Source organism: Streptomyces sp. KL2 (assembly GCF_046529545.1).
Taxonomy (GTDB): domain Bacteria; phylum Actinomycetota; class Actinomycetes; order Streptomycetales; family Streptomycetaceae; genus Streptomyces; species Streptomyces radiopugnans.
Map to the genome: position 1 here is coordinate 1557806 of NZ_CP127170.1, position 20203 is coordinate 1578008.

General features: G+C 72.1%; 23 protein-coding genes. 1 reads left to right on the top strand and 22 read right to left on the bottom strand.

Going from position 1 to position 20203, the window contains the following annotated elements; translation table 11 throughout:
- Positions 1–138: 138 nt before the first annotated feature.
- The 5 genes from QPK52_RS06915 to rpsB form a co-directional block, all read right to left on the bottom strand.
- Positions 139–1338 carry a phosphatidate cytidylyltransferase gene (locus QPK52_RS06915; RefSeq protein ID WP_410536177.1) on the bottom strand — a complete coding sequence of 400 codons (1200 nt, stop codon included), beginning with the start codon at positions 1336–1338 and terminating at the stop codon, positions 139–141.
- A 22-nt stretch (positions 1339–1360) separates the two neighbouring features.
- Entirely contained in the window at positions 1361–1918 is a 558-nt protein-coding gene (gene frr / locus QPK52_RS06920; protein ID WP_093662313.1) for a ribosome recycling factor, read from the bottom strand.
- 172 nt (positions 1919–2090) lie between these two features.
- Positions 2091–2861: a UMP kinase gene (pyrH, locus tag QPK52_RS06925; protein ID WP_410536179.1), complete on the bottom strand. Its 771-nt coding sequence runs from the start codon at positions 2859–2861 to the stop codon at positions 2091–2093.
- 182 nt (positions 2862–3043) lie between these two features.
- Positions 3044–3880: a translation elongation factor Ts gene (gene tsf / locus QPK52_RS06930; RefSeq protein WP_093662159.1), complete on the bottom strand. Its 837-nt coding sequence runs from the start codon at positions 3878–3880 to the stop codon at positions 3044–3046.
- Between the two features lie 115 nt (positions 3881–3995).
- A complete protein-coding gene (gene rpsB, locus QPK52_RS06935) occupies positions 3996–4895 on the bottom strand; it encodes a 30S ribosomal protein S2 (protein ID WP_410536181.1) in 900 nt (299 codons plus the stop codon).
- Between the two features lie 352 nt (positions 4896–5247).
- On the opposite strand from rpsB, the gene QPK52_RS06940 reads away from it, so the two are divergent.
- Positions 5248–5988: a murein hydrolase activator EnvC family protein gene (locus QPK52_RS06940; RefSeq protein WP_410536183.1), complete on the top strand. Its 741-nt coding sequence runs from the start codon at positions 5248–5250 to the stop codon at positions 5986–5988.
- Between the two features lie 197 nt (positions 5989–6185).
- Here QPK52_RS06940 and QPK52_RS06945 read toward each other — a convergent pair whose 3' ends face one another.
- The 17 genes from QPK52_RS06945 to proS form a co-directional block, all read right to left on the bottom strand.
- Complete coding sequence (locus tag QPK52_RS06945) at positions 6186–6743, bottom strand: TetR/AcrR family transcriptional regulator (protein ID WP_410540241.1); 558 nt, start codon at positions 6741–6743, stop codon at positions 6186–6188.
- 54 nt (positions 6744–6797) lie between these two features.
- Positions 6798–7640: an RNA polymerase sigma factor WhiG gene (gene whiG, locus QPK52_RS06950; RefSeq protein WP_410536184.1), complete on the bottom strand. Its 843-nt coding sequence runs from the start codon at positions 7638–7640 to the stop codon at positions 6798–6800.
- 266 nt (positions 7641–7906) lie between these two features.
- A complete protein-coding gene (dprA, locus tag QPK52_RS06955) occupies positions 7907–9037 on the bottom strand; it encodes a DNA-processing protein DprA (protein ID WP_410536186.1) in 1131 nt (376 codons plus the stop codon).
- Entirely contained in the window at positions 9034–10644 is a 1611-nt protein-coding gene (locus QPK52_RS06960; RefSeq protein WP_410536188.1) for a YifB family Mg chelatase-like AAA ATPase, read from the bottom strand. Before QPK52_RS06960 ends, dprA begins: the two co-directional genes overlap by 4 nt.
- A gap of 1 nt (position 10645) precedes the next feature.
- Positions 10646–11020, bottom strand: a complete 375-nt coding sequence (locus QPK52_RS06965; protein ID WP_410536190.1) for a YraN family protein — start codon at positions 11018–11020, stop codon at positions 10646–10648.
- 154 nt (positions 11021–11174) lie between these two features.
- Complete coding sequence (locus QPK52_RS06970) at positions 11175–11498, bottom strand: DUF2469 domain-containing protein (protein ID WP_093662147.1); 324 nt, start codon at positions 11496–11498, stop codon at positions 11175–11177.
- 13 nt (positions 11499–11511) lie between these two features.
- Positions 11512–12261, bottom strand: coding sequence for a signal peptidase I (gene lepB, locus QPK52_RS06975; protein ID WP_410536192.1), 750 nt, complete (start codon positions 12259–12261; stop codon positions 11512–11514).
- A 69-nt stretch (positions 12262–12330) separates the two neighbouring features.
- Positions 12331–13275, bottom strand: coding sequence for a signal peptidase I (gene lepB / locus QPK52_RS06980; protein ID WP_410540242.1), 945 nt, complete (start codon positions 13273–13275; stop codon positions 12331–12333).
- Positions 13202–14269, bottom strand: a complete 1068-nt coding sequence (lepB, locus tag QPK52_RS06985; RefSeq protein ID WP_410536194.1) for a signal peptidase I — start codon at positions 14267–14269, stop codon at positions 13202–13204. The genes lepB (QPK52_RS06980) and lepB (QPK52_RS06985) overlap by 74 nt, the downstream gene beginning before the upstream one ends.
- Positions 14262–14903, bottom strand: coding sequence for a signal peptidase I (gene lepB / locus QPK52_RS06990; RefSeq protein WP_410536196.1), 642 nt, complete (start codon positions 14901–14903; stop codon positions 14262–14264). The genes lepB (QPK52_RS06985) and lepB (QPK52_RS06990) overlap by 8 nt, the downstream gene beginning before the upstream one ends.
- A gap of 127 nt (positions 14904–15030) precedes the next feature.
- Entirely contained in the window at positions 15031–15378 is a 348-nt protein-coding gene (gene rplS, locus QPK52_RS06995; protein ID WP_093662139.1) for a 50S ribosomal protein L19, read from the bottom strand.
- A 129-nt stretch (positions 15379–15507) separates the two neighbouring features.
- Positions 15508–16329 carry a tRNA (guanosine(37)-N1)-methyltransferase TrmD gene (gene trmD, locus QPK52_RS07000; RefSeq protein WP_410536198.1) on the bottom strand — a complete coding sequence of 274 codons (822 nt, stop codon included), beginning with the start codon at positions 16327–16329 and terminating at the stop codon, positions 15508–15510.
- The gene (gene rimM / locus QPK52_RS07005) at positions 16329–16925 is read right to left on the bottom strand and encodes a ribosome maturation factor RimM (RefSeq protein ID WP_410536200.1); all 597 of its coding nucleotides are present in this window, start codon (positions 16923–16925) and stop codon (positions 16329–16331) included. Before rimM ends, trmD begins: the two co-directional genes overlap by 1 nt.
- Positions 16926–17064: 139 nt before the next feature.
- Positions 17065–17304, bottom strand: a complete 240-nt coding sequence (locus QPK52_RS07010) for an RNA-binding protein (RefSeq protein ID WP_093662133.1) — start codon at positions 17302–17304, stop codon at positions 17065–17067.
- Positions 17305–17306: 2 nt separating this feature from the next.
- On the bottom strand, positions 17307–17741 hold the full coding sequence (gene rpsP, locus QPK52_RS07015; RefSeq protein ID WP_093662131.1) for a 30S ribosomal protein S16: 435 nt from the start codon (positions 17739–17741) through the stop codon (positions 17307–17309).
- A 215-nt stretch (positions 17742–17956) separates the two neighbouring features.
- Positions 17957–18607 carry a hypothetical protein gene (locus QPK52_RS07020; RefSeq protein WP_410536202.1) on the bottom strand — a complete coding sequence of 217 codons (651 nt, stop codon included), beginning with the start codon at positions 18605–18607 and terminating at the stop codon, positions 17957–17959.
- Positions 18608–18729: 122 nt separating this feature from the next.
- Positions 18730–20145 (bottom strand): proline--tRNA ligase, encoded by a 1416-nt coding sequence (gene proS, locus QPK52_RS07025; RefSeq protein WP_410536204.1) that lies wholly within the window; start codon positions 20143–20145, stop codon positions 18730–18732.
- Positions 20146–20203 lie beyond the last annotated feature (58 nt).

A 20203-nucleotide genomic window follows, 5' to 3' on the forward strand; every position in this document is an offset into this window, starting at 1 on the left:
CACCGGCCCGGCACCGAGGGCGGTCTCGCAACGCTCCTGGCGTTCTCGCCGGGCGCCGCCCCGCACGGTGCCGTGGGACGTGTCCGGGGCCCGCCGCTCGCGAGCGGCGGGCCCCGGACACGGGCGGGATGCGGGTCGTCAGCCCGCGCCGGCGAAGACGGTCAGCAGCAGCCAGACCACGGGGGCGGTGGGCAGCAGGGAGTCCAGGCGGTCCATGATGCCGCCGTGGCCGGGCAGCAGGGTGCCCATGTCCTTGATGCCCAGGTCCCGCTTGATCATGGACTCGCCGAGGTCGCCCAGGGTGGCGCTGACGGCGACGGCCAGACCCAGCAGCAGACCCTGCCACCAGACGCCGCCGTCGATGAGGAAGTGCATGCACAGCGCGCCGGCGGCCATCGCGAAGGCCACCGCCCCCAGCAGGCCCTCGCGGGTCTTGCCGGGGCTGATGCGCGGTGCGAGCTTGTGCGTGCCGAAGCGCCAGCCGACCGCGTACGCCCCGGTGTCGCTGACGACGGTGAGCAGCAGGAAGGTGAGCACCCGCTGCGGGCCGTCGTCGGCGGCGAGCATCATGGCGACGAAGGTGGCCAGGAAGGGGACGTAGAAGGCGGCGAAGACACCGGCGGTGACGTCCCGCAGGTACTCCGCCGGGTCCTCCGTCATCCGCCACACCAGTACGGCCAGCGCGGTGAGTGCGGTGGCCACCCAGGCGCCCTCCGCACCGCGGACGTAGCCGGCGACGACCATCGCGGCGCCGCCGACGGCCAGCGGCACCAGCGGCGCCCTGATCTGCTTGCGTTCGGCGAGGCGGGAGGTCAGCTCCCACAGCCCGACCACGACGGCGGCGACGATCACGCCGACGAAGACGTGCTTGTAGACGAAGAGCGAGGCGATGATGACGGCGCCCAGCCCCAGGCCGACCCCTATCGCGGCACGCAGGTCGCGGCCCGCCCGCTTGCGGCCCGAGGATCGGCCCCGGGGCGAGGGGGCGGCAGGCTCCGCTCCGGGACCGGTCCGCGGTCCGGGACCGGTCCTCGGTTCGGGTCGGCCGCCGCCGGGGGCGGGGCCGCCGCCGAACGGCCGCCCGGCCGCCCGGCCGTCACGATCGTCCTGGTCACCGCCGGGGGCGTCGGGCACGATGGGCATACGCCGAGTCTGCGACGCGTCGGCGTCCTCGTGCGCGTAACCCGCCGGGGCCTGGGCCACCTCTGCGCGAAGCGGGGAGGAGAAACCCTGTTCGGGAGTGCTCCGGTATCCGAAGTGGCCGGGATGAGCGGGGTGGCCGGGGTGACCGGAGGGCCCGGCGCCCGACGGTGGTGCTCCCCAGGATGAGTCGTTCACGAAAATCGCAGCCTCGAAAACCTCAGACCTCGAGAAGCTCGGCTTCCTTGTGCTTGAGCAGTTCGTCCACCTGCGTGACGTACTTGGAGGTGGTGTCGTCGAGCTCCTTCTCGGCGCGGCGGCCCTCGTCCTCGCCGATGTCGCCGTCCTTGATCGCCTTGTCGATGGCCTCCTTGGCCTTGCGCCGGACGCTGCGGATGGAGATCTTGGCGTCCTCGGCCTTGCCCTTGGCGACCTTGATGTACTCCCGGCGGCGCTGCTCGGTCAGCTCCGGGAAGACGACGCGGATGATGTTGCCGTCGTTGGAGGGGTTGACGCCGAGGTCGGAGTCACGGATGGCCTGCTCGATGTTGCGCAGCGCGCTCTTGTCGAACGGGGTGACCACGGCCATGCGCGGCTCGGGCACCGAGAACGACGCGAGCTGGTTGATCGGGGTCATCGCGCCGTAGTAGTCGGCCACGATCTTGTTGAACATCGCCGGGTGCGCACGGCCGGTGCGGATCGCGGCGAAGTCCTCCTTGGCGACGACGACCGCCTTCTCCATCTTCTCCTCGGCCTCGAGGAGGGTCTCTTCGATCACCACGTGCTCCTGGTTCGATGAATTGAGCCGGAAAGCCCTGATTCCTGCACGGTGTCCGACCGGCAGGCTGTTGTCCATCCCCGTACCGTGCCCATCGTGCGGCACGGAGTTGCCGTACGGTGCCGTGTACCGCGGCTCCCGTACGGACGTCGTTTCGTGTCCGCCGTCGGCGTCAGGCCCGGGAGCCCTGGTCGCTCACCAGTGTGCCGATCTTCTCACCCCGGACCGCCCTGGCGATATTCCCCTCCGCCAGCAGCTCGAAGACCAGGATCGGGAGCTTGTTGTCGCGGCAGAGGGTGATGGCGGTGGCGTCGGCCACCCTCAGCTCGCGGGCGATGACCTCGCCGTACTCCAGGGCGTCGAACTTCACCGCGTCGGGGTTGGTGGCCGGGTCGGAGTCGTAGACGCCGTCCACGCCGTTCTTGCCCATCAGCAGCGCCTCGGCGTCGATCTCCAGGGCGCGCTGGGCGGCGGTGGTGTCGGTGGAGAAGTACGGCATGCCCATGCCCGCACCGAAGATGACCACGCGCCCCTTCTCCAGGTGCCGCACGGCGCGCAGCGGGATGTACGGCTCGGCGACCTGCCCCATGGTGATGGCGGTCTGCACACGGGAGTCGATGCCCTCCTTCTCCAGGAAGTCCTGGAGAGCGAGGCAGTTCATGACCGTGCCGAGCATGCCCATGTAGTCGGACCGGGCCCGGTCCATGCCGCGCTGCTGGAGCTCGGCACCGCGGAAGAAGTTGCCGCCGCCGATGACGACGGCGATCTCGGCGCCGTCGCGGACCACGGCTGCGATCTCGCGGGCGACCTTGTGCACGACGTCGGGGTCGACTCCGAGCCCTCCACCGCCGGCGAACGCCTCACCGGAGAGCTTCAGCAGGAAGCGGCGGCGGTCGCGGTCCTTGTCGGAGGCTTTGCCTCCGGGGTCGTTGCCCTGTTTCATGCGGATCTCCTCGTGCACACGCGTGAGGAGGCCATTGCCGGTGGTTCCTCTCGGTCCCCGAAAGCGGCAATGGCCTCCTCGTCACAACTGCGGTCGTCCGGTCCGTACGCGCCTGCGCTCAGTGCGCGACGCACCGGGACGGGCCCCCGTACCCCGACCCTAACCGGGAGCGGGCGTACGGGTCAGGCGCCGACGCGGAAGCGGGCGAAGCGCTTCAGCGTGACACCGGCCTCGCCCAGGACCTTCTGGACGGACTTCTTGTTGTCCTTGGCGAAGGGCTGGTCCAGGAGGCAGTTCTCCTTGAAGAAGCCGTTCACGCGGCCCTCGACGATCTTCGGCAGGGCCTGCTCGGGCTTGCCCTCCTCGCGCGCGGTGGCCTCGGCGACGCGGCGCTCGTTGGCGACGGTCTCCTCCGGGACGTCCTCGCGGGAGAGGAACTTCGGGGCGAACGCGGCGATGTGCTGCGCGACGTCCTTGGCGACCTCGGCGTTCTCCTGCTCCAGCTCGACCAGGACACCGACCTGCGGAGGCAGGTCCGGGCTGGTGCGGTGCATGTAGGCGGCCACGTAGCCGCCGGAGAACTGCGCGAACCGGTCGAGGACGATCTTCTCGCCGAGGGTGGCGTTGGCCTCGTCCACGTACGTCCGCACGGTCTTGCCGGACTCGATCTCGGAGGCGAGCAGCGCCTCGATGTCGGCCGGGGAGGTGGCGGCGACGTGGGCGGCGATGGCGTCGGCCACGGCGAGGAACTTCTCGCCCTTGGCCACGAAGTCGGTCTCGCACTTGAGCTCGACCAGCACACCGGACTTCTTGTCGTCGGCGATCAGGGAGACGACGGCGCCGTTCTCGGCAGTGCGGGACTCGCGCTTGGCAACGCCCTTCTGGCCCTTGACGCGCAGGATCTCGACGGCCTTGTCGACGTTGCCCTCGGCCTCGTCCAGCGCCTTCTTGCAGTCCATCATGCCGGCGCCGGTGAGCTCGCGGAGCTTCTTGACGTCAGCGGCGGTGTAGTTCGCCATGGTCGGTGAATCTCTTCTCGAAAAGTCGATGAGGATGGATCGATCTACGGGACGGGCATGCGGCCGGGGGCGGCGCTCATGGCACTGCCCCCGGCCGTACCACCTGCGGCGTCGGTCAGGCCTGCTCGGCCGGCTTCTCGTCCTCGGCGGGGGCGGCCTGCTCCTCGGCGGGGGCGGCCTGCTCCTCGGCGGCGGCCGGGGCCTGGGCCTCGCCCTCCTCCTTGGACTCGGCGGCCTTCTGGGCGTCGCCCTCGAGCAGCTCGCGCTCCCACTCGGCGAGCGGCTCGCCGGCGGCCTTCTCGCCCTTGCCCTCGCCGGCGGCGCCGGAGCGGGCGATGAGGCCCTCGGCGACGGCGTCGGCGATCACACGGGTGAGCAGGGTGACGGAGCGGATCGCGTCGTCGTTGCCCGGGATCTTGTAGTCGACCTCGTCCGGGTCGCAGTTGGTGTCGAGGATCGCGACGACCGGGATGTTGAGCTTGCGCGCCTCACCGACGGCGATGTGCTCCTTCTTGGTGTCCACGATCCAGACGGCGCTGGGCACCTTCTGCATGTCGCGGATACCGCCGAGGGTCTTCTCCAGCTTGGCCTTCTCGCGGGAGAGGACCAGGAGCTCCTTCTTGGTGAGGCCCGAGGCGGCCACGTCCTCGAAGTCGATCTGCTCGAGCTCCTTCAGGCGCTGCAGGCGCTTGTGGACGGTCGAGAAGTTGGTCAGCATGCCGCCGAGCCAGCGCTGGTTGACGTAGGGCATGCCCACGCGCGTGGCCTGCTCGGCGATGGCCTCCTGGGCCTGCTTCTTGGTGCCGACGAACATGATGGAGCCGCCGTGGGCGACGGTCTCCTTGACGAACTCGTAGGCGCGGTCGATGTACGACAGCGACTGGAGCAGGTCGATGATGTAGATGCCGTTGCGCTCGGTGAAGATGAAGCGCTTCATCTTCGGGTTCCAGCGGCGGGTCTGGTGCCCGAAGTGGACGCCGCTCTCCAGCAGCTCCCGCATCGTGACGACGGCCATGGCCGTATCTCCTTGGATCACTCGGTTGTACACGGCGACCGGACGGCCGCCGCTCCTGACGCCCCGACGCGCTTGCCTGCGAAGTTCACGGATTGAAGACCGTCTTCGAGGACCGAGGTGCGCGGCCGCCTGTGGAGGGTGGCGGGGCGTGCGAAGTCGATCCGGTGACCCGGATCGCACCAGAAGTGTACGGGACCGGGGAAGCGGCGGGCGACACGCATGGGTTGCGGACACCGCCGCGGCGGGCGGTGCCATCCCCGGACCGGGTGACGCGGTTGTCCACAACCGGCCGGTACTCCACAGTCCTCGCCCGAGATCAACTCCGTCCCGTTCTCCGCGTCACGCTGTGCTCATGGGACGCCGACTCCGCGCCGCGCTGCCGCTCCGTCTGTCACTCCGCCTGCTGTTCTGCATGTCGATTCTCCTGCCGCTTCTGGTGGCAGGGGCCGCTGCGGCCCGTGCCGCTTCCGAGGACGGCCGCCCGCCCGACCTCCCGTCCGGCTCCGGCCGGGTCAGACCGGTGCCGGGGGCGGTAGGGCGCGGCTGGGACCCCCCGCCCGAACGGTGGTCGGCCGGCCACCGCGGCGTGGACCTGGCGGCTCGTCCCGGGGAGCCGGTGCGCGCGGTGGCCGCGGGCCGGGTCTCGTTCGCGGGGGAGGTCGCCGGGCGCGGGGTGGTCTCGGTCGAGCTCGCGGGCACGGGGTTCCCTCCGCTGCGTACGACGTACGAGCCGGTCGGCGCGCGGGTGCGCGAGGGCGACCGGGTCGCGGCGGGGGATGTGGTGGGCGTGCTGGAGCGGGACGGCTTCCACTGCCCGGCGGGGTGTCTGCACTGGGGGCTGCGCCGCGGTGACGCCTACCTGGATCCGCTCTCCCTGCTCGACCGCGGTCCCTCCCGGCTCCTTCCCGTGCTGGGGGTTCCGCTTCCTGCGGACCCGGGAAGACGGCGGGGCGACGCGATGCGGACGGCAGCCGCTCGGGGCTCACCGGTCACCGGCGTGTCCGGAGTGGGTGCGGCGCTGGTCCTGGCGGTGGCCGCGTCCTGGGCCCGGCGCCGGCACGTCCGGCTCCGCCCGGAGGAACCGCCCCCTTGAACCGCGGCGTTCGACGGCCGTCCGCGCCCCGGACGCCCGCCGGCGCTCTCTCGCCGCCGCCGGTACGCCTTCCGCGTCCCGCTGGATCCGGCGGGCCCGCCGAAGGCGTGTGCCGCCCGCCCGGGGCGCGCCGGCGGGGACGGCGGGCGCGCATGCGCCCGGAGGGAAAGCAGGTGGGGTGGGGTGGGGGAGGGGATTCAGCCCGCGACACCATGGAGCGCCATCGACACGGCGGCCCGCGTGATCCGGTCCGGGTCCTCGGCCGCGCCCAGCTCCATACGGCGGACCGCGGCGTCCACGACGCCCTGCAGCAGGGTGGCCGTCAGCCGCGGCTCGTCGTGACCGAGAGCCGCGAGGACCTCCACCACCATGGTGATCAGTCCGCCGTGGGCCGCACGGATCTTCTCCCGGGCGCCGGGGTCCAGCTCGCCTGCCGAGATGGCCACGACGGCACGGTGGCGCCGGTCGCCGGCCAGCGCCAGCTGCCGCCGTACATAGGCCTCCACCTTCGCCTGGGGGGTGTCGGCCCGCTCCATGGCGTCCTCCACCTCCGCCGCCCAGACGGGGAAGTCGACGGCGCACAGCTCCTCGACGACGGCGGCGCGGGAGCGGAAGTACTCGTAGACGGACGAGCGCGCCAGTCCCGTGCGGGCCGCCAGCGCGGGGAAGGTCAGTGCCTCCGTGCCGCCCTCGGACAGCAGGGACCGTGCTGCCTCCAGCAGGGCGTCGCGCTGCATCGTCCGGTGCTCGGCCACGGAGGCCGCTCGAATCCTGGGCACGTGTCCCACTGTAGGGAGGGCGGTGGCGGTTCAGCGACCGACATCGGCGAGCTTGGCTCGAAGCTGCAGTACGGACTTGGTGTGGATCTGGCTGACCCTGCTCTCGGTGACTCCGAGCACCTGCCCGATCTCGGCGAGGGTGAGCCCTTCGTAGTAGTAGAGGGTCACCACGGTCTTCTCGCGCTCGGGCAGGGTGTTGACCGCTCGGGCCAGCAGCCGCCGCAGCTCGCGGTCCTCGGCGATCTCGACGGGGTTGTCGGCGGCCGTGTCCTCGAGGGTGTCCATGAGGCTCAGCCGGTCGCCTCCCTCCGCGCCGCTGTGGAGCACCTCCTCCAGGGCGACCACGTTGGCCAGCGGCAGCCGGCTGAAGATGCCGTGGAGCTCCTCCAGCGGGATCCCCATCTCGTCCGCGACCTCGGCCTCGGAGGGTGTGCGCCGCAGCGTCGCCTCCAGCGCGGCGTGGGCGCGCTCGAACGCGCGGGCCTTCTGCCGTACGGAGCGGGGGATCCAGTCGAGCGCCCGCAGCTCGTCGATCATGGCTCCGCGGATGCGGGTGATGGCGTAGGTCTCGAACTTGATCGAGCGGCTCGGATCGAACTTCTCGATGGCGTCGATCAGCCCGAACACCCCGGAGGAGACGAAGTCGGCCTGCTCCACGTTGGCGGGCAGGCCGACGCTGACGCGCCCGGCCACGTATTTGACCAGGGGTGAGTAGTGGAGGATCAACTGCTCCCTCAGCCGCTCGTCGCCCGTGCACTTGTACGACCGCCACAGTTCGTCGAGCGATCCGGGCGGGGCAGGGCGTGCGGCGCCGTCGGCCGCAGTCGGTTCTGCCGTGGCCGTGCGGTCGGGCCCGGGGATGTGATGGGGCATGCGTCGTCTTGAGCCGTTCTGCCGTGATCTGTGCGCTGACGCCGGTGGGCGTACGGAGGGGTCGGGAACCTTGGGAGCGTAGCGTGACCGCGGCATCGCTCAGCGCGAGGAGCGGTCGACCGGGCATACGCAGATACGTTCCGCTGCCCGCACCCCGGGGTTACCCGGGTGGCCGGAACGGCGCGGCCGGGCCATACGGAATGAAGCGTTCAGCGATCATGCCTCTCACCCTTTCACTCGATCGACCCAGGTCAAGGACCGCCTCGTCACCTGTTGGTGTGTTGGTTGGTCACTCTGGCCAACTGCCAGTGGTCACCGTTGCGTTCGAGGAACCCGAGTGACTGCAGTTCCTGGAGGCGGACGAGCGCGCGGTCCTCCGCGAGAGCGGCGGCGCGCGCCACCGCCCCGACGCCGAGCGCACCCCGGGCGGGCAGTGCCTCCAGGACGCACGCCGCCTCCGGGGACAGCAGGTCGCGCGGCACCATGGGCCCGCGCCGCTCGGGGGCCAGTTCGCCGATGGCGCCGACCAGCTCGACGATCTCGGCGGCGTCGGTGACGACGATGCCCTCACCGCGCAGGAGCTGGTGGACGCCCGCCGACAGTCCGCTGGTCACCGGACCGGGAACGCCCATGGTGAGCCTGCCCAGCCCGAGGGCCCGCCGCGCGGTGACCAGCGAGCCGCTGCGCAGTTCCGCCTCCACCACCACGGTGCCGCGGGTGAGGGCCGCGATCACGCGGTTGCGCAGGATGAAACGGCTGCGGGTGGGGTGGTCGCCGGGCGGCAGCTCGGTGACCAGCAGTCCCCGCTCCCCGATGCGCCGGATCAGCTCGCCGTTGCCCGGCGGGTAGGCCATGTCGACTCCGCAGGCCAGGACCCCGACGGTCGCTCCCCCGGCCGCCAGGGCTCCGTTGTGCGCGGCGCCGTCCACTCCGTACGCCGCGCCGGAGACCACCGTCCAGCCGCGGGCGGCCAGGCTGGAGCCGAGCGTGGCGGCGACATGGGCGCCGTAGTCCGTGCACGCCCGTGAGCCGACGACGGCGACCGAGCGCAGGGCCCACATCCGCAGCGAGGCTCTGCCGCGCACCCACAGGCCCACGGGGCGTCCGTCGCCCAGGTCGTCCAGCTGGCTCGGCCACTCGGCGTCGCCGGGGCAGACGAAACGCCCGCCCAGTCCGCCGATCGCGGCGAGGTCGGCTTCGGGGTCGAGCCCTCGCGCGCGCTGCCGCAGCCCGGCCCAGCGGGTCCGGGACGCGCCGGGCAGCGGGGAGTCGGACCCGAACGCCTCGAGCGTCTCCACCGCCCCGTACCGGTCGAGCCACCGGTTCATCGCCTCGTCCCCGGGCTCCCCGATCCTGGTGAGCGCCGCCCGTGCCACGCGCTCCTCGCGGCCGGTCACGCCCGGCCTCCGGCGAGTGCCGCGCCGCGCCGCACACCGGTGCGCAGCTCCAGCGCGCCGTCCACGTCCTCGGCCGTGGGCCGGTCGTGCCCGGCGAGGTCCGCCAGGGTCCAGGCGACCCGCAGGACGCGGTCCAGGCCTCGTGCGGTGAGCAGGCCGCGTTCCATGTCCTCCTCGGCCCGGCCGAGCGCTCCCGGGCTCCCCGGCCACCGGGTGCGCAGTTCGTGGCCGGGGACCTCGCTGTTGGTGTGCCAGGGCGTGCCGGCGTAGCGGGCGGCGGCGCGCTCGCGTGCGGCGCGCACCCGAGCGGCCACGGTCTCGGTGGGCTCGGAGCGGGCGCCGGGGGCCGTCAGCTCGGAGCGGGTGACGGGCTCGACCGTGACCCGGAGGTCGACGCGGTCCAGCAGGGGCCCGGAGAGCCGCGCGCGATAGCGCCTGACCGACGAGGGCCTGCACTCGCAGCCGCCGCTCCGGGAACCGTGCCGGCCGCAGGGGCACGGGTTGGCGGCGAGGACGAGCAGGAAGCGCGCGGGCATGCGCATCATGCCCTGGGCCCGGGCCACGACGACCTGCCCCGACTCCAGCGGCTGGCGCAGCGCGTCGAGCACCCGTGCGCTGCATTCGGCCGCTTCGTCCATGAAGAGGACGCCGTGATGGGCGAGGGACACCGCTCCGGGCCGGGGCAGACCGCTGCCGCCGCCCACCAGGGACGCGGTGGTGGCCGAGTGGTGCGGGGCGCAGTAGGGAGGCCGCTCGACCAGCGGCTGGCCGGGCGGCAGCGCCCCGGCGACGGAGTGGACGGCGGTGACCTCCAGCGCCTCCTTCGGGGTGAGCGGTGGCAGCAGCCCGGGGAGCCGTTCGGCGAGCATGGTCTTGCCCGCTCCCGGCGGGCCCTTGAAGAAGACGTGGTGGCGCCCCGCGGCGGCCACCTCCAGCGCTCTGCGGGCGGCTCTCTGGCCGGCGACCTCTGCGAGGTCCACCCGGCGTTCGCCGCCCAGCCCCGCGATCCCTCCGCCCGCGCCGGGCACGGCGAGGCCGGCGAGCATGGTGGCGCCGGCGCCGTGCTCGTCCGGGCCCTCCTCGTCGGGGACGGGCGCGTCGGTGAGGACGGCGACGAGCTGGCGCAGGGAGCGGACGCCGAGGACGGAGACGCCGGGGACCAGTGCGGCCTCGGAGGCGGTCTGCTCGGCGACCACGACCTGGCGGTATCCGGCGTCCGCGGCGGCCAGGACCGCGGGCAGGACGCCGCGGACGGGCCGGACGCGCCCGTCGAGGCCCAGTTCGCCGATCATCACCAGTCCGGTGAGTTCGCGGGGGTCGATCCGTTCGGCGGCTCCGAGCACCGCGCAGGCGACCGCGAGGTCGAATCCGCTGCCGCTCTTGGGTACCGAGGCGGGGCTGAGTCCGACGGTGAGTTTCTTCTGGGGCCAGTCGACACCGGAGTTGACGACCGCGGCCCTGACCCGGTCGCGGCTCTCCACCAGGCTCTTGTCGGGCAGGCCGACGAGGGTGAAGGTGGCCAGCCCCGGTTCGAGATCGGCCTGGACCTCGACGACCACGCCCTCGACGCCCACGAGGGCGACCGAGCAGGTACGGGCGAAGCCCATGTCAGGCCACCCCCCTCACGTGCTGCACCCGGGGGGCGCCGCGCTCGGGCAGGACGACGCCGATGAGGTCGATGCGTACGCCTCCGGTCGGCGGACGGCCGTACCGGGCGAGCCAGCGTTCGCCGAGCCAGCGGGAGGCGAGTCTGCGCAGCCGCTCGGCCTTGCGCGGGGTCACGGCCGACATCGGGTGCTCGTAAGGTCCGGCCCGGCGTGTCTTGACCTCGCAGACGACGAGTGCGTCGGCGTCCCGGGCGACGATGTCGATCTCGCCGTCGCGGCAGCGCCAGTTCCGTTCGAGTACGGCCATGCCCATCTCGCGCAGCCGCCGGGCGGCCAGGTCCTCGCCGTAGCGCCCGAGTGCGTTCCTGCCGTTCATCGGTACCACCTCCGGGGCCGACTGTGGCGGCTGGGGAGGCGGTTGGGTGATCATGGTCCGGTTCGGTGGACTACCGGCCGGTTGTGGACATCTCGCTCACTCGTACGAGGTATCAGCAGGTGCGGCATTGACGGACCGGCGGCCGGCTCCGGGCTCACCTCTTGAAGTCGGAGTCCTCGGGCAGGTCCAGATCGCTCTTGTTCAGCTCCTCGATGTTCACGTCCTTGAAGGTGAGCACCCTCACCTGTTTGACGAAACGGGCCGGCCGGTACATGTCCCACACCCAGGCGTCGGCCATCGAGACCTCGAAGAAGACCTCGCCCTGGACCGAGTGCACCTGCATCTCGTAGTCGTTGGTGAGGTAGAAACGGCGTTCGGTCTCGATCACGTACCTGAACAAACCGACGACGTCCCGGTACTCCCGGTAGAGCTTCAGCTCCATCTCGGTCTCGTACTTCTCGAGGTCCTCGGCGCTCATGGCGTGTTCCCCTTCAGCCGTGCGTTCCCCCATTGTGCGTCAGCCTGGCACGCTTGCCGCGGACCGAGCCGATCGCCCCGTACCCGGCGCCGCCGAAGATCAGCAGGGCACCGGCCCCGATCGCCGCCAGGGCGGGGCCCAGCGGCCCCGGCCGGGAGATCCCGCCTGGCAGGTCCGCGAAACCGGCGGGGCGCTCGACCATGCCCGCGTGACCCGGCGGCCAGACGGTGGCGTCGACCCGGCCCGTCACCGCCTCCCTGGGCACGGAGCCGTTGTTGGCGTCCTCCAGGTGCGTGCGCGAGTCCAGTGATCCCTCCCGGTGGTCGCCGAGGAGGAAGAGCTGCCCCTCGGGCACGGAGGCCTCGAAGGTGGCGAAGGAGGCCCTCTCGCGCTCCAGCCGGTACGGCTCGTCGACGGGATCGCCGTTGACGGTCAGCTTCCCCTGCCCGTCGCAGCACTTCACGGTGTCGCCGCCGACGCCGACGACGCGCTTGATCACCGGCATGTTGCCCCACAGCGGGTCGAGGAAGACGACGACGTCGCCGCGCCGGACCTCGTCGCCGTCGATGCGCTCGGCCAGCACCCGGTCCCCGGCCTCGACGGTGGGCGCCATGGAGTCGGTGGGCACGACATAGGGCTGGTACAGGACGGCGGCCCAGGCGAAACCGCCCAGGAAGAGGACGCAGCCGATCGCCACGGCCGCCGACGACAGCACCTGGCCCAGACGGCCGGGGCCTCCCCCGGTACGTTCGGCTCTGCTCACTCACGCTCCCGGAAGGTCTGGGTCCAGCGACGGTCTGCGCCGCACCCTACCTCCGGGTACGCTCCCGGGTCAGTGTGCGGCCCGCCCGTCCGTCCCGCTCGCGGCTCCGGACGCCGTCCCGGACGGTCCCGCCGCCCCGGGCGCTCCGGTCGCCCCTTCCGCGGCCCTGGCCCTCAGGCGCCGCCGCCACATCACCAGCGGCACCGCGCCCACCAGGCCCAGCGCCGCGGGAGCCGCGGCCAGGCCCTGCTCGGCGAAGGTGTCGGGCACCGGGAGGGTGCCCCAGCGGTCGATCGGCCACGCCTTGACGACGGCCCGCCCCACGACATCGTCCACGGGCACCGTCCCCTGTCCGGGGAGCTGCTGGTGGAAACGGGAGTCCAGGGAGTTGGAACGGTGGTCGCCCATCACCCAGATCCGGTCCTCGGGGACCTTGACCGGGCCGAAACCCTCGCTGCCGCAGGGGGAGTCGCCGGGGTAGATGTAGGACCCCTCCTCCAGGGCCTTGCCGTTGACCGTGACGGGACCGTTCTTCTCGCACGCCACGGTGTCGCCGCCGACCGCGATGACCCGCTTGATCAGATCCTGCTCCTCGGCCGAGGGCATCAGACCGATGAAGCTCATGAAGTCCTGGAACACGTTGGTGTCCTGCCGGACCGACTCGTCGAGCCAGCCGCCCGGGTCGTGGAAGACGACGACCTCGCCGCGCTCGGGCTCGGCCCCGAACCAGGGCGTCAGCTTGTCCACCAGCACCCGGTCGCCCCGCTGGAGGGTGTTCTGCATCGAGTCGGAGGGGATGGAGAACGCCTGCAGCAGGAACGTCTTGATCCCCAGAGCCAGCAGCAGCGCGATGCCGATGAGGATGGGCAGTTCCTTCAGGAAGGAGCGCTGCTTCTTTTCCGTCACTCTCTCTCCGCTGTCCGGGCCCGCGGCCGTCTCCTCACCGCGCTCCACGGGCTCGTCGTCGGCCCGCCGCTCGGGCCCGTCCGCGTCGGACCGCGCCCCGACCGCCACGTCCCCCACATCCACTCCTCACACCGATACCGCTCTTACCGCGCTGCAGCCCGCGCCTCAGCCTGTGCAGACCCACGCCTGCCACTCCCATAACGAGCGGGAGTTCCGCAGGGCTCGGGATGCGCACCATGTCATCGTCACCGCCATTGTCGGCGCCCGCGGTCGCGGTGGCGGTTTCGCCGCGCGGATCCGGTACCGACGCGTAGGTCTCGGGCTCCTCCAGCCGCCGCCAGTGGGCGTAGGGCCAGGCGATCACCACGGCCTTGCCCACCACCAGGCTCTCGGGAATGGTCCCCTTCCCCGGGTCCTGGAGGTGGTAGCGGGAGTCGGCGGAGTTGGAGCGGTGGTCGCCCATCACGAAGATGCGGTTCTCGGGCACCTTCACCTCGAAGCGCATCTGCGAGGGCGCGTTGCCCGGGTGGAGGTACGGCTCGTTCAGCGGTGTGCCGTTGACCGTCACCCGGCCGTCCTCGTCACAGCACACGACGGTGTCCCCGCCGATGCCGATGACCCGCTTGATCAGGTCCTGCTCCTCGGCGGAGGGCAGCAGTCCGATGAAGGTCAGGAACTGCCTGCCCTGCTTGATGCCCACGGGGTCGTCCCGCTCCGGCTCCTCCCCCGGCGGCAGCCAGCCCCCGGGGTCCTTGAAGACCACCACGTCACCGCGTTCGGGGCGCGCGCCGAACCAGGGTGTCAGCTTGTCCACCAGCACCCGGTCGTCGATCTTGATCGTCTGCTCCATCGAACCGGAGGGGATGACGAACGCCTGTACCAGGAACGTCTTGAGCACCAGTGCGATCAGCAGTGCGACGCCCACCAGGATGGGTATCTCCTTGGTCACCGACAGCCGTCGGCGCCTCCTGATCCGCTTGGCGGCGCGCCGCCGGTCGGCCCGGCCCTCGCCGGGACCGCGCAGCGTGGTCCTGGGCTCCGGCGTGCCGCCACCGTGCGCGGCTCCCCGCCCGCCGCCGCGCGGCCGTCCGCGCCTACCCATCACGGCCCCGCAGGGAGGTCCAGCGGCCGGCCGGCCAGACGATCCAGTCGGCCCGCCCGATGACCCTCTCCACCGGTACGGTGCCGCCGCCGGGGGCTCCGAGGTGGTCCCGGGAATCGCTCGACCGGGAGCGGTGGTCGCCCATCACCCACAGCCGCCCCTCGGGGACCGCGATGTCGAACGGGACGGCCGAGGGCCGGTCGCCGGGATACAGGTAGGCCTCGTCCACCGGTTCGCCGTTCACCTCGATCCTCCCCCGCTCGTCGCAGCACCTGACCCTGTCTCCGCCGACTCCGACGACCCGCTTGACGTAGTCGGTCCCCCGCGACGGCTCCCGGTCGAACGAACCGGTGCCGTCGAACACCACAACGTCTCCGCGCGCCGGAAGGTTGCCGAATCGGTACGCCAGCTTGTTCGCCAGGACGCGGTCGCCCGCTTTGAGGGTGTTCCCCATGGAGCCGCTCGGAATGCGGAAGGGTTCCGCCGCGAACGTGTGGACCAGCAGGAGCAGCACGGCGACCGCGGCGGCCGCGGCCCCCGGACGCACGAAACGCGACCGGCGTCCCCCTCCCCTTACGGGGGAGGGGGAGCGGTCGCGCTCCGTGGATCGCGTGTGCTGTTCGTCGGTGTTCATCGAGCCGAGAGCCTAACCCGGCGGCGCGGCGGACACCGGTGCGGACAGCGGCGCGGGGGCCGTATCCCGCGGGCGGTGCGGGGGACGCCGGGGCGCCCGGTGCTCCGCCGCGCGGGCCGGCCGCGGATCAGCGCTCGCGCTTCTCCTTGATCTTGGCGGCCTTGCCGCGCAGCTCGCGCAGGTAGTACAGCTTGGCGCGGCGGACGTCACCGCGGGTGACGACCTCGATCTTCTCGACGACCGGGGTGTGCACCGGGAAGGTGCGCTCCACGCCGACGCTGAAGCTGACCTTGCGGACGGTGAAGGTCTCGCGGACGCCGGAGCCCTGGCGGCGGATGACGACACCCTTGAACTGCTGCACACGGGAGCGGTTGCCCTCGATGACGCGCACGTGGACGTTGACGGTGTCGCCGGGGCGGAAGCTGGGGATGTCGCTGCGCAGCGAGGCGGAGTCGACGCTGTCGAGAAGGTGCATGACCGTCTGCTTTCCTCGCCGATGCCACAGGTCATCGGCGGAATCGTTCGTTGGGTTCGGTGAGCCGCCGTACCGGTCGGGCGTTGGTCCCCCTGTGGCAGGGTCGCGCGCCGGACGCGAGGCAGCGGCCTATTCTTCCACGCCCCCGGCCACGGGCCCAAATCGGCCGTCGGGCCGCTCGGCCCAGCCCAGCTCGGCGAGCAGCCTGCGGTCGTCGGCGTCCAGCGCCGCGGGGTCGCATCTCTCGATCAGGTCCGGGCGGTAGCGCACGGTGCGGCGGAACGCCTGGTCCCGGCGCCAGCGGGCGATCCTGCCGTGGTGGCCGCTGAGCAGCACCTCGGGGATGTCCCGGCCGCGCCACACCGGCGGCTTGGTGTAGACGGGGCCCTCCAGCAGGTCGGCCATGGCCCCGGGCGCGAAGGAGTCGTCGCGGTGGGACTCGGCGTTGCCCAGGACCCCGGGCAGCAGCCGGGCGACGGCCTCCACCATGACCAGGACGGGCGCCTCGCCGCCGGCCAGCACGTAGTCGCCGATGGACAGCTCGCGCACCCGCAGGCGCTCGCCGTACTCCTCGATGACGCGGCGGTCGATGCCCTCGTAGCGGGCGGGGGTGAAGACCAGCCACGGCTCGGCGGCCAGTTCGACGGCGGTCTCCTGGGTGAACGGACTGCCGCTGGGGGTGGGGACGACCAGGACCGGTCCCCCCTCCTGCCCGTCCGCGCCCGAGGCGATGACCGAGTCCAGCGCCTCGCCCCACGGCTCGGGCTTCATGACCATGCCGGGGCCGCCGCCGTAGGGGGTGTCGTCGACGGTGTTGTGCCGGTCGTGGGTCCACTGCCGCAGGTCGTGGACGCGTACGTCGAGCAGGCCGCGGGCGCGTGCCTTGCCCACCAGGGAGACGTCGAGCGGCTCCAGGTACTCGGGGAAGATCGTGACGACGTCGATCCGCATCAGGCGCCGTCCCCGCTGTCCTTGCCGTCCTTGCCGTCCCCGCCGTCCTCCGCGCCGCTCCCGGTGCGGGATCCGGCGATCTCGGCACGGTCGTCGATGAGTCCCGGCGGCGGGTCGATGACGGCCCGCTGCCCTTCCAGGTCGATCTCGGGGACGATCTCACCGACGAAGGGGACGAGCACCTCGCCGCCATCGGCCCTGCGCACCACGAGCAGATCCTGGTGGGGCAGGTGGGCGATCTCCTCGATCCGGCCGACGGGCGTTCCGTCACGGGTGACGACGTCGAGGTCGATCAGCTGGTGGTCGTAGTACTCGTCGGGGTCCTCGGGGGTCTCCTCCGGGTCGACCTCGGCGATCAGCAGGGTGTTGCGCAGCGCCTCGGCGGCGGTGCGGTCCCCCACGCCCGCGAAGCGCAGCAGCAGCCGGCCGCTGTGGACGCGCCCGGACTCGATGGTCAGGGGCCCTGCGGAGGCGGGGTCGGTGGCCAGGACCGCGCCGGGGGCGAGGCGCACCTCGGGTTCATCGGTGCGCACCTCCACCGTGACCTCGCCCTTGATCCCGTGGGCACGGCCGATGCGCGCGACTACCAGCTGCACTGCTCGTCACTCCAGGTTCTCGCCGGTTCCCTTGTGCCGCCCCGCGCTCGGTCCGCGCACGGCGGCGGTCACGGCACGGGCCGGGGGCGGCGGTGCCGCCCCGGCCCGTGCCGGTGCTCTGCGTTGTCTGCTGCGGCCCTCAGCGGACCTGGTCCACGTCGACGAGGTCGACGCGGACTCCCCGCCCGCCGAGAGCTCCCACGACGGTGCGCAGCGCGCGTGCGGTGCGGCCGTTGCGGCCGATCACCTTGCCGAGGTCGTCGGGGTGGACCCGGACCTCCAGCACGCGCCCGCGACGCAGGTTGCGGGAGGCGACCTGCACCTCGTCGGGGTGGTCGACGATGCCCTTCACCAGATGGTCGAGGGCCTCTTCCAGCATGGTCACGCCTCGGTCGACTCGGCGGCGGCCTCGGCCTCGTCCGCCTTCTTGTCGGCCTTCTTCGCCTTCTGGGTGATGGCCTCACCCTTGGGCTCGTCCGCCGACTCCTTGGCGGCGGCCTCGAAGAGGGCGCGCTTGTCGGCCTTGGGCTCGGCGACCTTCATCGGCTCCGGGGCCGGCAGACCCTTGAACTTCTGCCAGTCGCCGGTGACCTTCAGGATGGCCAGGACCGGCTCGGTCGGCTGCGCGCCGACACCCAGCCAGTACTGGACGCGCTCCGAGTCGACCTCGATGCGAGAGGGGTTCTGCACCGGGTGATACAGACCGATCTCCTCGATGGCCCGGCCGTCGCGACGGGTACGGGAGTCGGCGACGATGATGCGGTAGTGAGGCGAACGGATCTTGCCCAGTCGCTTCAGCTTGATCTTGACTGCCACGGCTGTGGTGTCTCCTGGTCTTTGGCGTGGTTGGACACGGCGGGATGCCACGTGGGGTTGTGGTACCCGAGTGTCCGAGTGGACGCGTCAGCCGGAGGAGAGAGGGGTCCTGTGCGGCTGTCGAGTACAGCCGCCCATTGTGCCACACCTCTTGCGCCGCACCCCCGCGGGGGCAGCCGGCCCCCCGGCCCCGTCCGGCGCGGGTCCGCGGTGCCTCAGCCCACCCCGACCGCCTCCTTCTCCTTGTCCGGGATGCGGAACGGCTTCCCGCAGGCCCCGCACATGATCGGCGCCTGGGCCAGTACGGACGGGACGACCCGGACGTTGCGCCCGCAGTCGCACACGGCCTTGACCCGCACCCCGCCGCCCGACGAACCGTGCCGCGCGGCGGGGCCGCGGAAGGCGCGGGAGGTGTCGGTGGCGGTGGCGGCGCTGTGGGCACGCAGGGCGCGCTGCAGCCGCTCGATGGTGGGCCGGTAGCGCCTTCTGGTCTCGGGCTTCATCACGACCAGCGAGAAGCCGCTGCTCGGATGCGGCTCCTCCGAGTGATCCAGGCCCAGTTCCTCGGCGATCGCCAGGAAGCGGCGGTTGTGGTAGCGGCCGGCGCGCGAGGTGTCCCGGACTCCGCGGGCGGCGGCGATCCCGTGGACGGCCTCGTGCAGCAGCCGTTCGAAGGAGAGCTCGGCGCCGCAGGCGGACGACGACTCCCCGATCAGCGATTCGGGCGCGGCCAGGTCGGGCAGCTCCGGGTGGTGCCGTTGGATGTCGGCCCACGCGAGCGCCAGCTCGGCGGCGAGTACAGGTGGTGTCGTGCTCACGTCGTGCACAACGAGCCAGAGTGTCCCGGTGTTCCGATTACGGGGCATCCCAAATAATTTGCACCTACCAGTCAGTTCAGGTTGATGCGCGCCGACGGGACGGGTATGCCGATCCGGGAGGACCCGCCCCGGGCGGGGACCGGCCGGGGCGGGGGGCGTCACGGGGCGCCTCAGTAGGCGCGGGCGACCACGGCCACCGTACCGGGGGCGTCGTCGGACTCGGGTACCGACCCGTCCTCGCCGACCAGGCAGCGCACCGTGACGGACTGCTCCGCGAGCCTCGCCTCGCCCTCCGGGCCCAGGTCGGCCCAGGGGATGCGGGCCCAGCCGCCGCCGGCGGCGGCCTCGGCGGCCTCCTCCACCGTCCGCACGTCCGAGGTGCGGGCCTCGCGGCGCTCGCGGGACCGGCGCAGCAGCAGCGCCTGGTCCTCCTCCAGGATCCTCGGGCACAGCTCGGCCAGGGCGTCGACCGCCACCGGTTCCTTGCCCCCCGCGATGCGGCGGACCAGCATCGCGGTGCCGCTCTCCAGGTCGCGCGGGCCGATCTCGACGCGCAGCGGCACGCCCTTGAGCTCCCAGTCCACCGCCCGGCGGCCGAAGGGGGTGTCGGTGCGGTCGTCCACCTTCACCCGGACACCGGCCGCGGCGAGCCGGTCGCCGACCTCGCGGGCCTTGGCCAGCACCGCGTCGTCGCCCTTGATGGCCAGGACGACGGCCTGGACGGGGGCCAGGCGCGGCGGGATCCGCAGCCCGCCGTCGTCGCCGTGCATCATGATCAGGCCGCCGACCATGCGGGTGGAGGTGCCCCAGGAGGTCTGCCAGACCAGCTCCCGCCCGCCGTCCTTCGACAGGTAGCGGGTGTCGAACGCCTTGGCGAAGTTCTGGCCCAGCTCATGGCTGGTGCCCATCTGCAGGGCCTTGCCGTCGCCCATCATGCCCTCCAGGGTGAGGGTGTTGATGGCGCCCGCGAAGCGCTCCCTGGGGGTCTTGCGGCCCAGCACGACGTCCATGGCCAGGACGTTCTCCATGAAGTCGGCGTAGACCTCGCGGTGGACGCGGGCGGCGTAGTCGCGTGCTTCCTCGTAGGTGGCGTGGGCGGTGTGCCCCTCCTGCCACAGGAACTCACTCGTTCGCAGGAAGACCCTCGGACGCATTTCCCAGCGCACCACGTTGGCCCACTGGTTGATCAGCAGGGGCAGGTCCCGGTAGCTCTGCACCCACTTCGAGAAGTACTCGTTGATGATCGTCTCGGAGGTGGGCCGGACGACCACCGGCTCCTCCAGCTCCTTGCCGCCGCCGTGCGTGACGACCGCCAGCTCGGGGGCGAAGCCCTCGACGTGCTCGGCCTCCCTGGTCAGGTAGGACTGCGGGATGAACAGGGGGAAGTAGGCGTTGTCGGCGCCCGCGGCCTTGATGCGGGCGTCCATCTCCCGCTGCATCCGCTCCCAGAGCCCGTACCCGTACGGTCGGATGACCATGGTGCCGCGCACCGGCCCGTTGTCGGCCAGCTCGGCCTTGTTGATCACGTCCTGGTACCAGCGCGGGAAGTCCTCCGCCTGGGGGGTGAGCACGGGAGCCTTTGCCATGCCGCGCATGTTACGGCGGTCTGCTGCGGATGCGTGAACCGGACTGCCGGGGGAACGT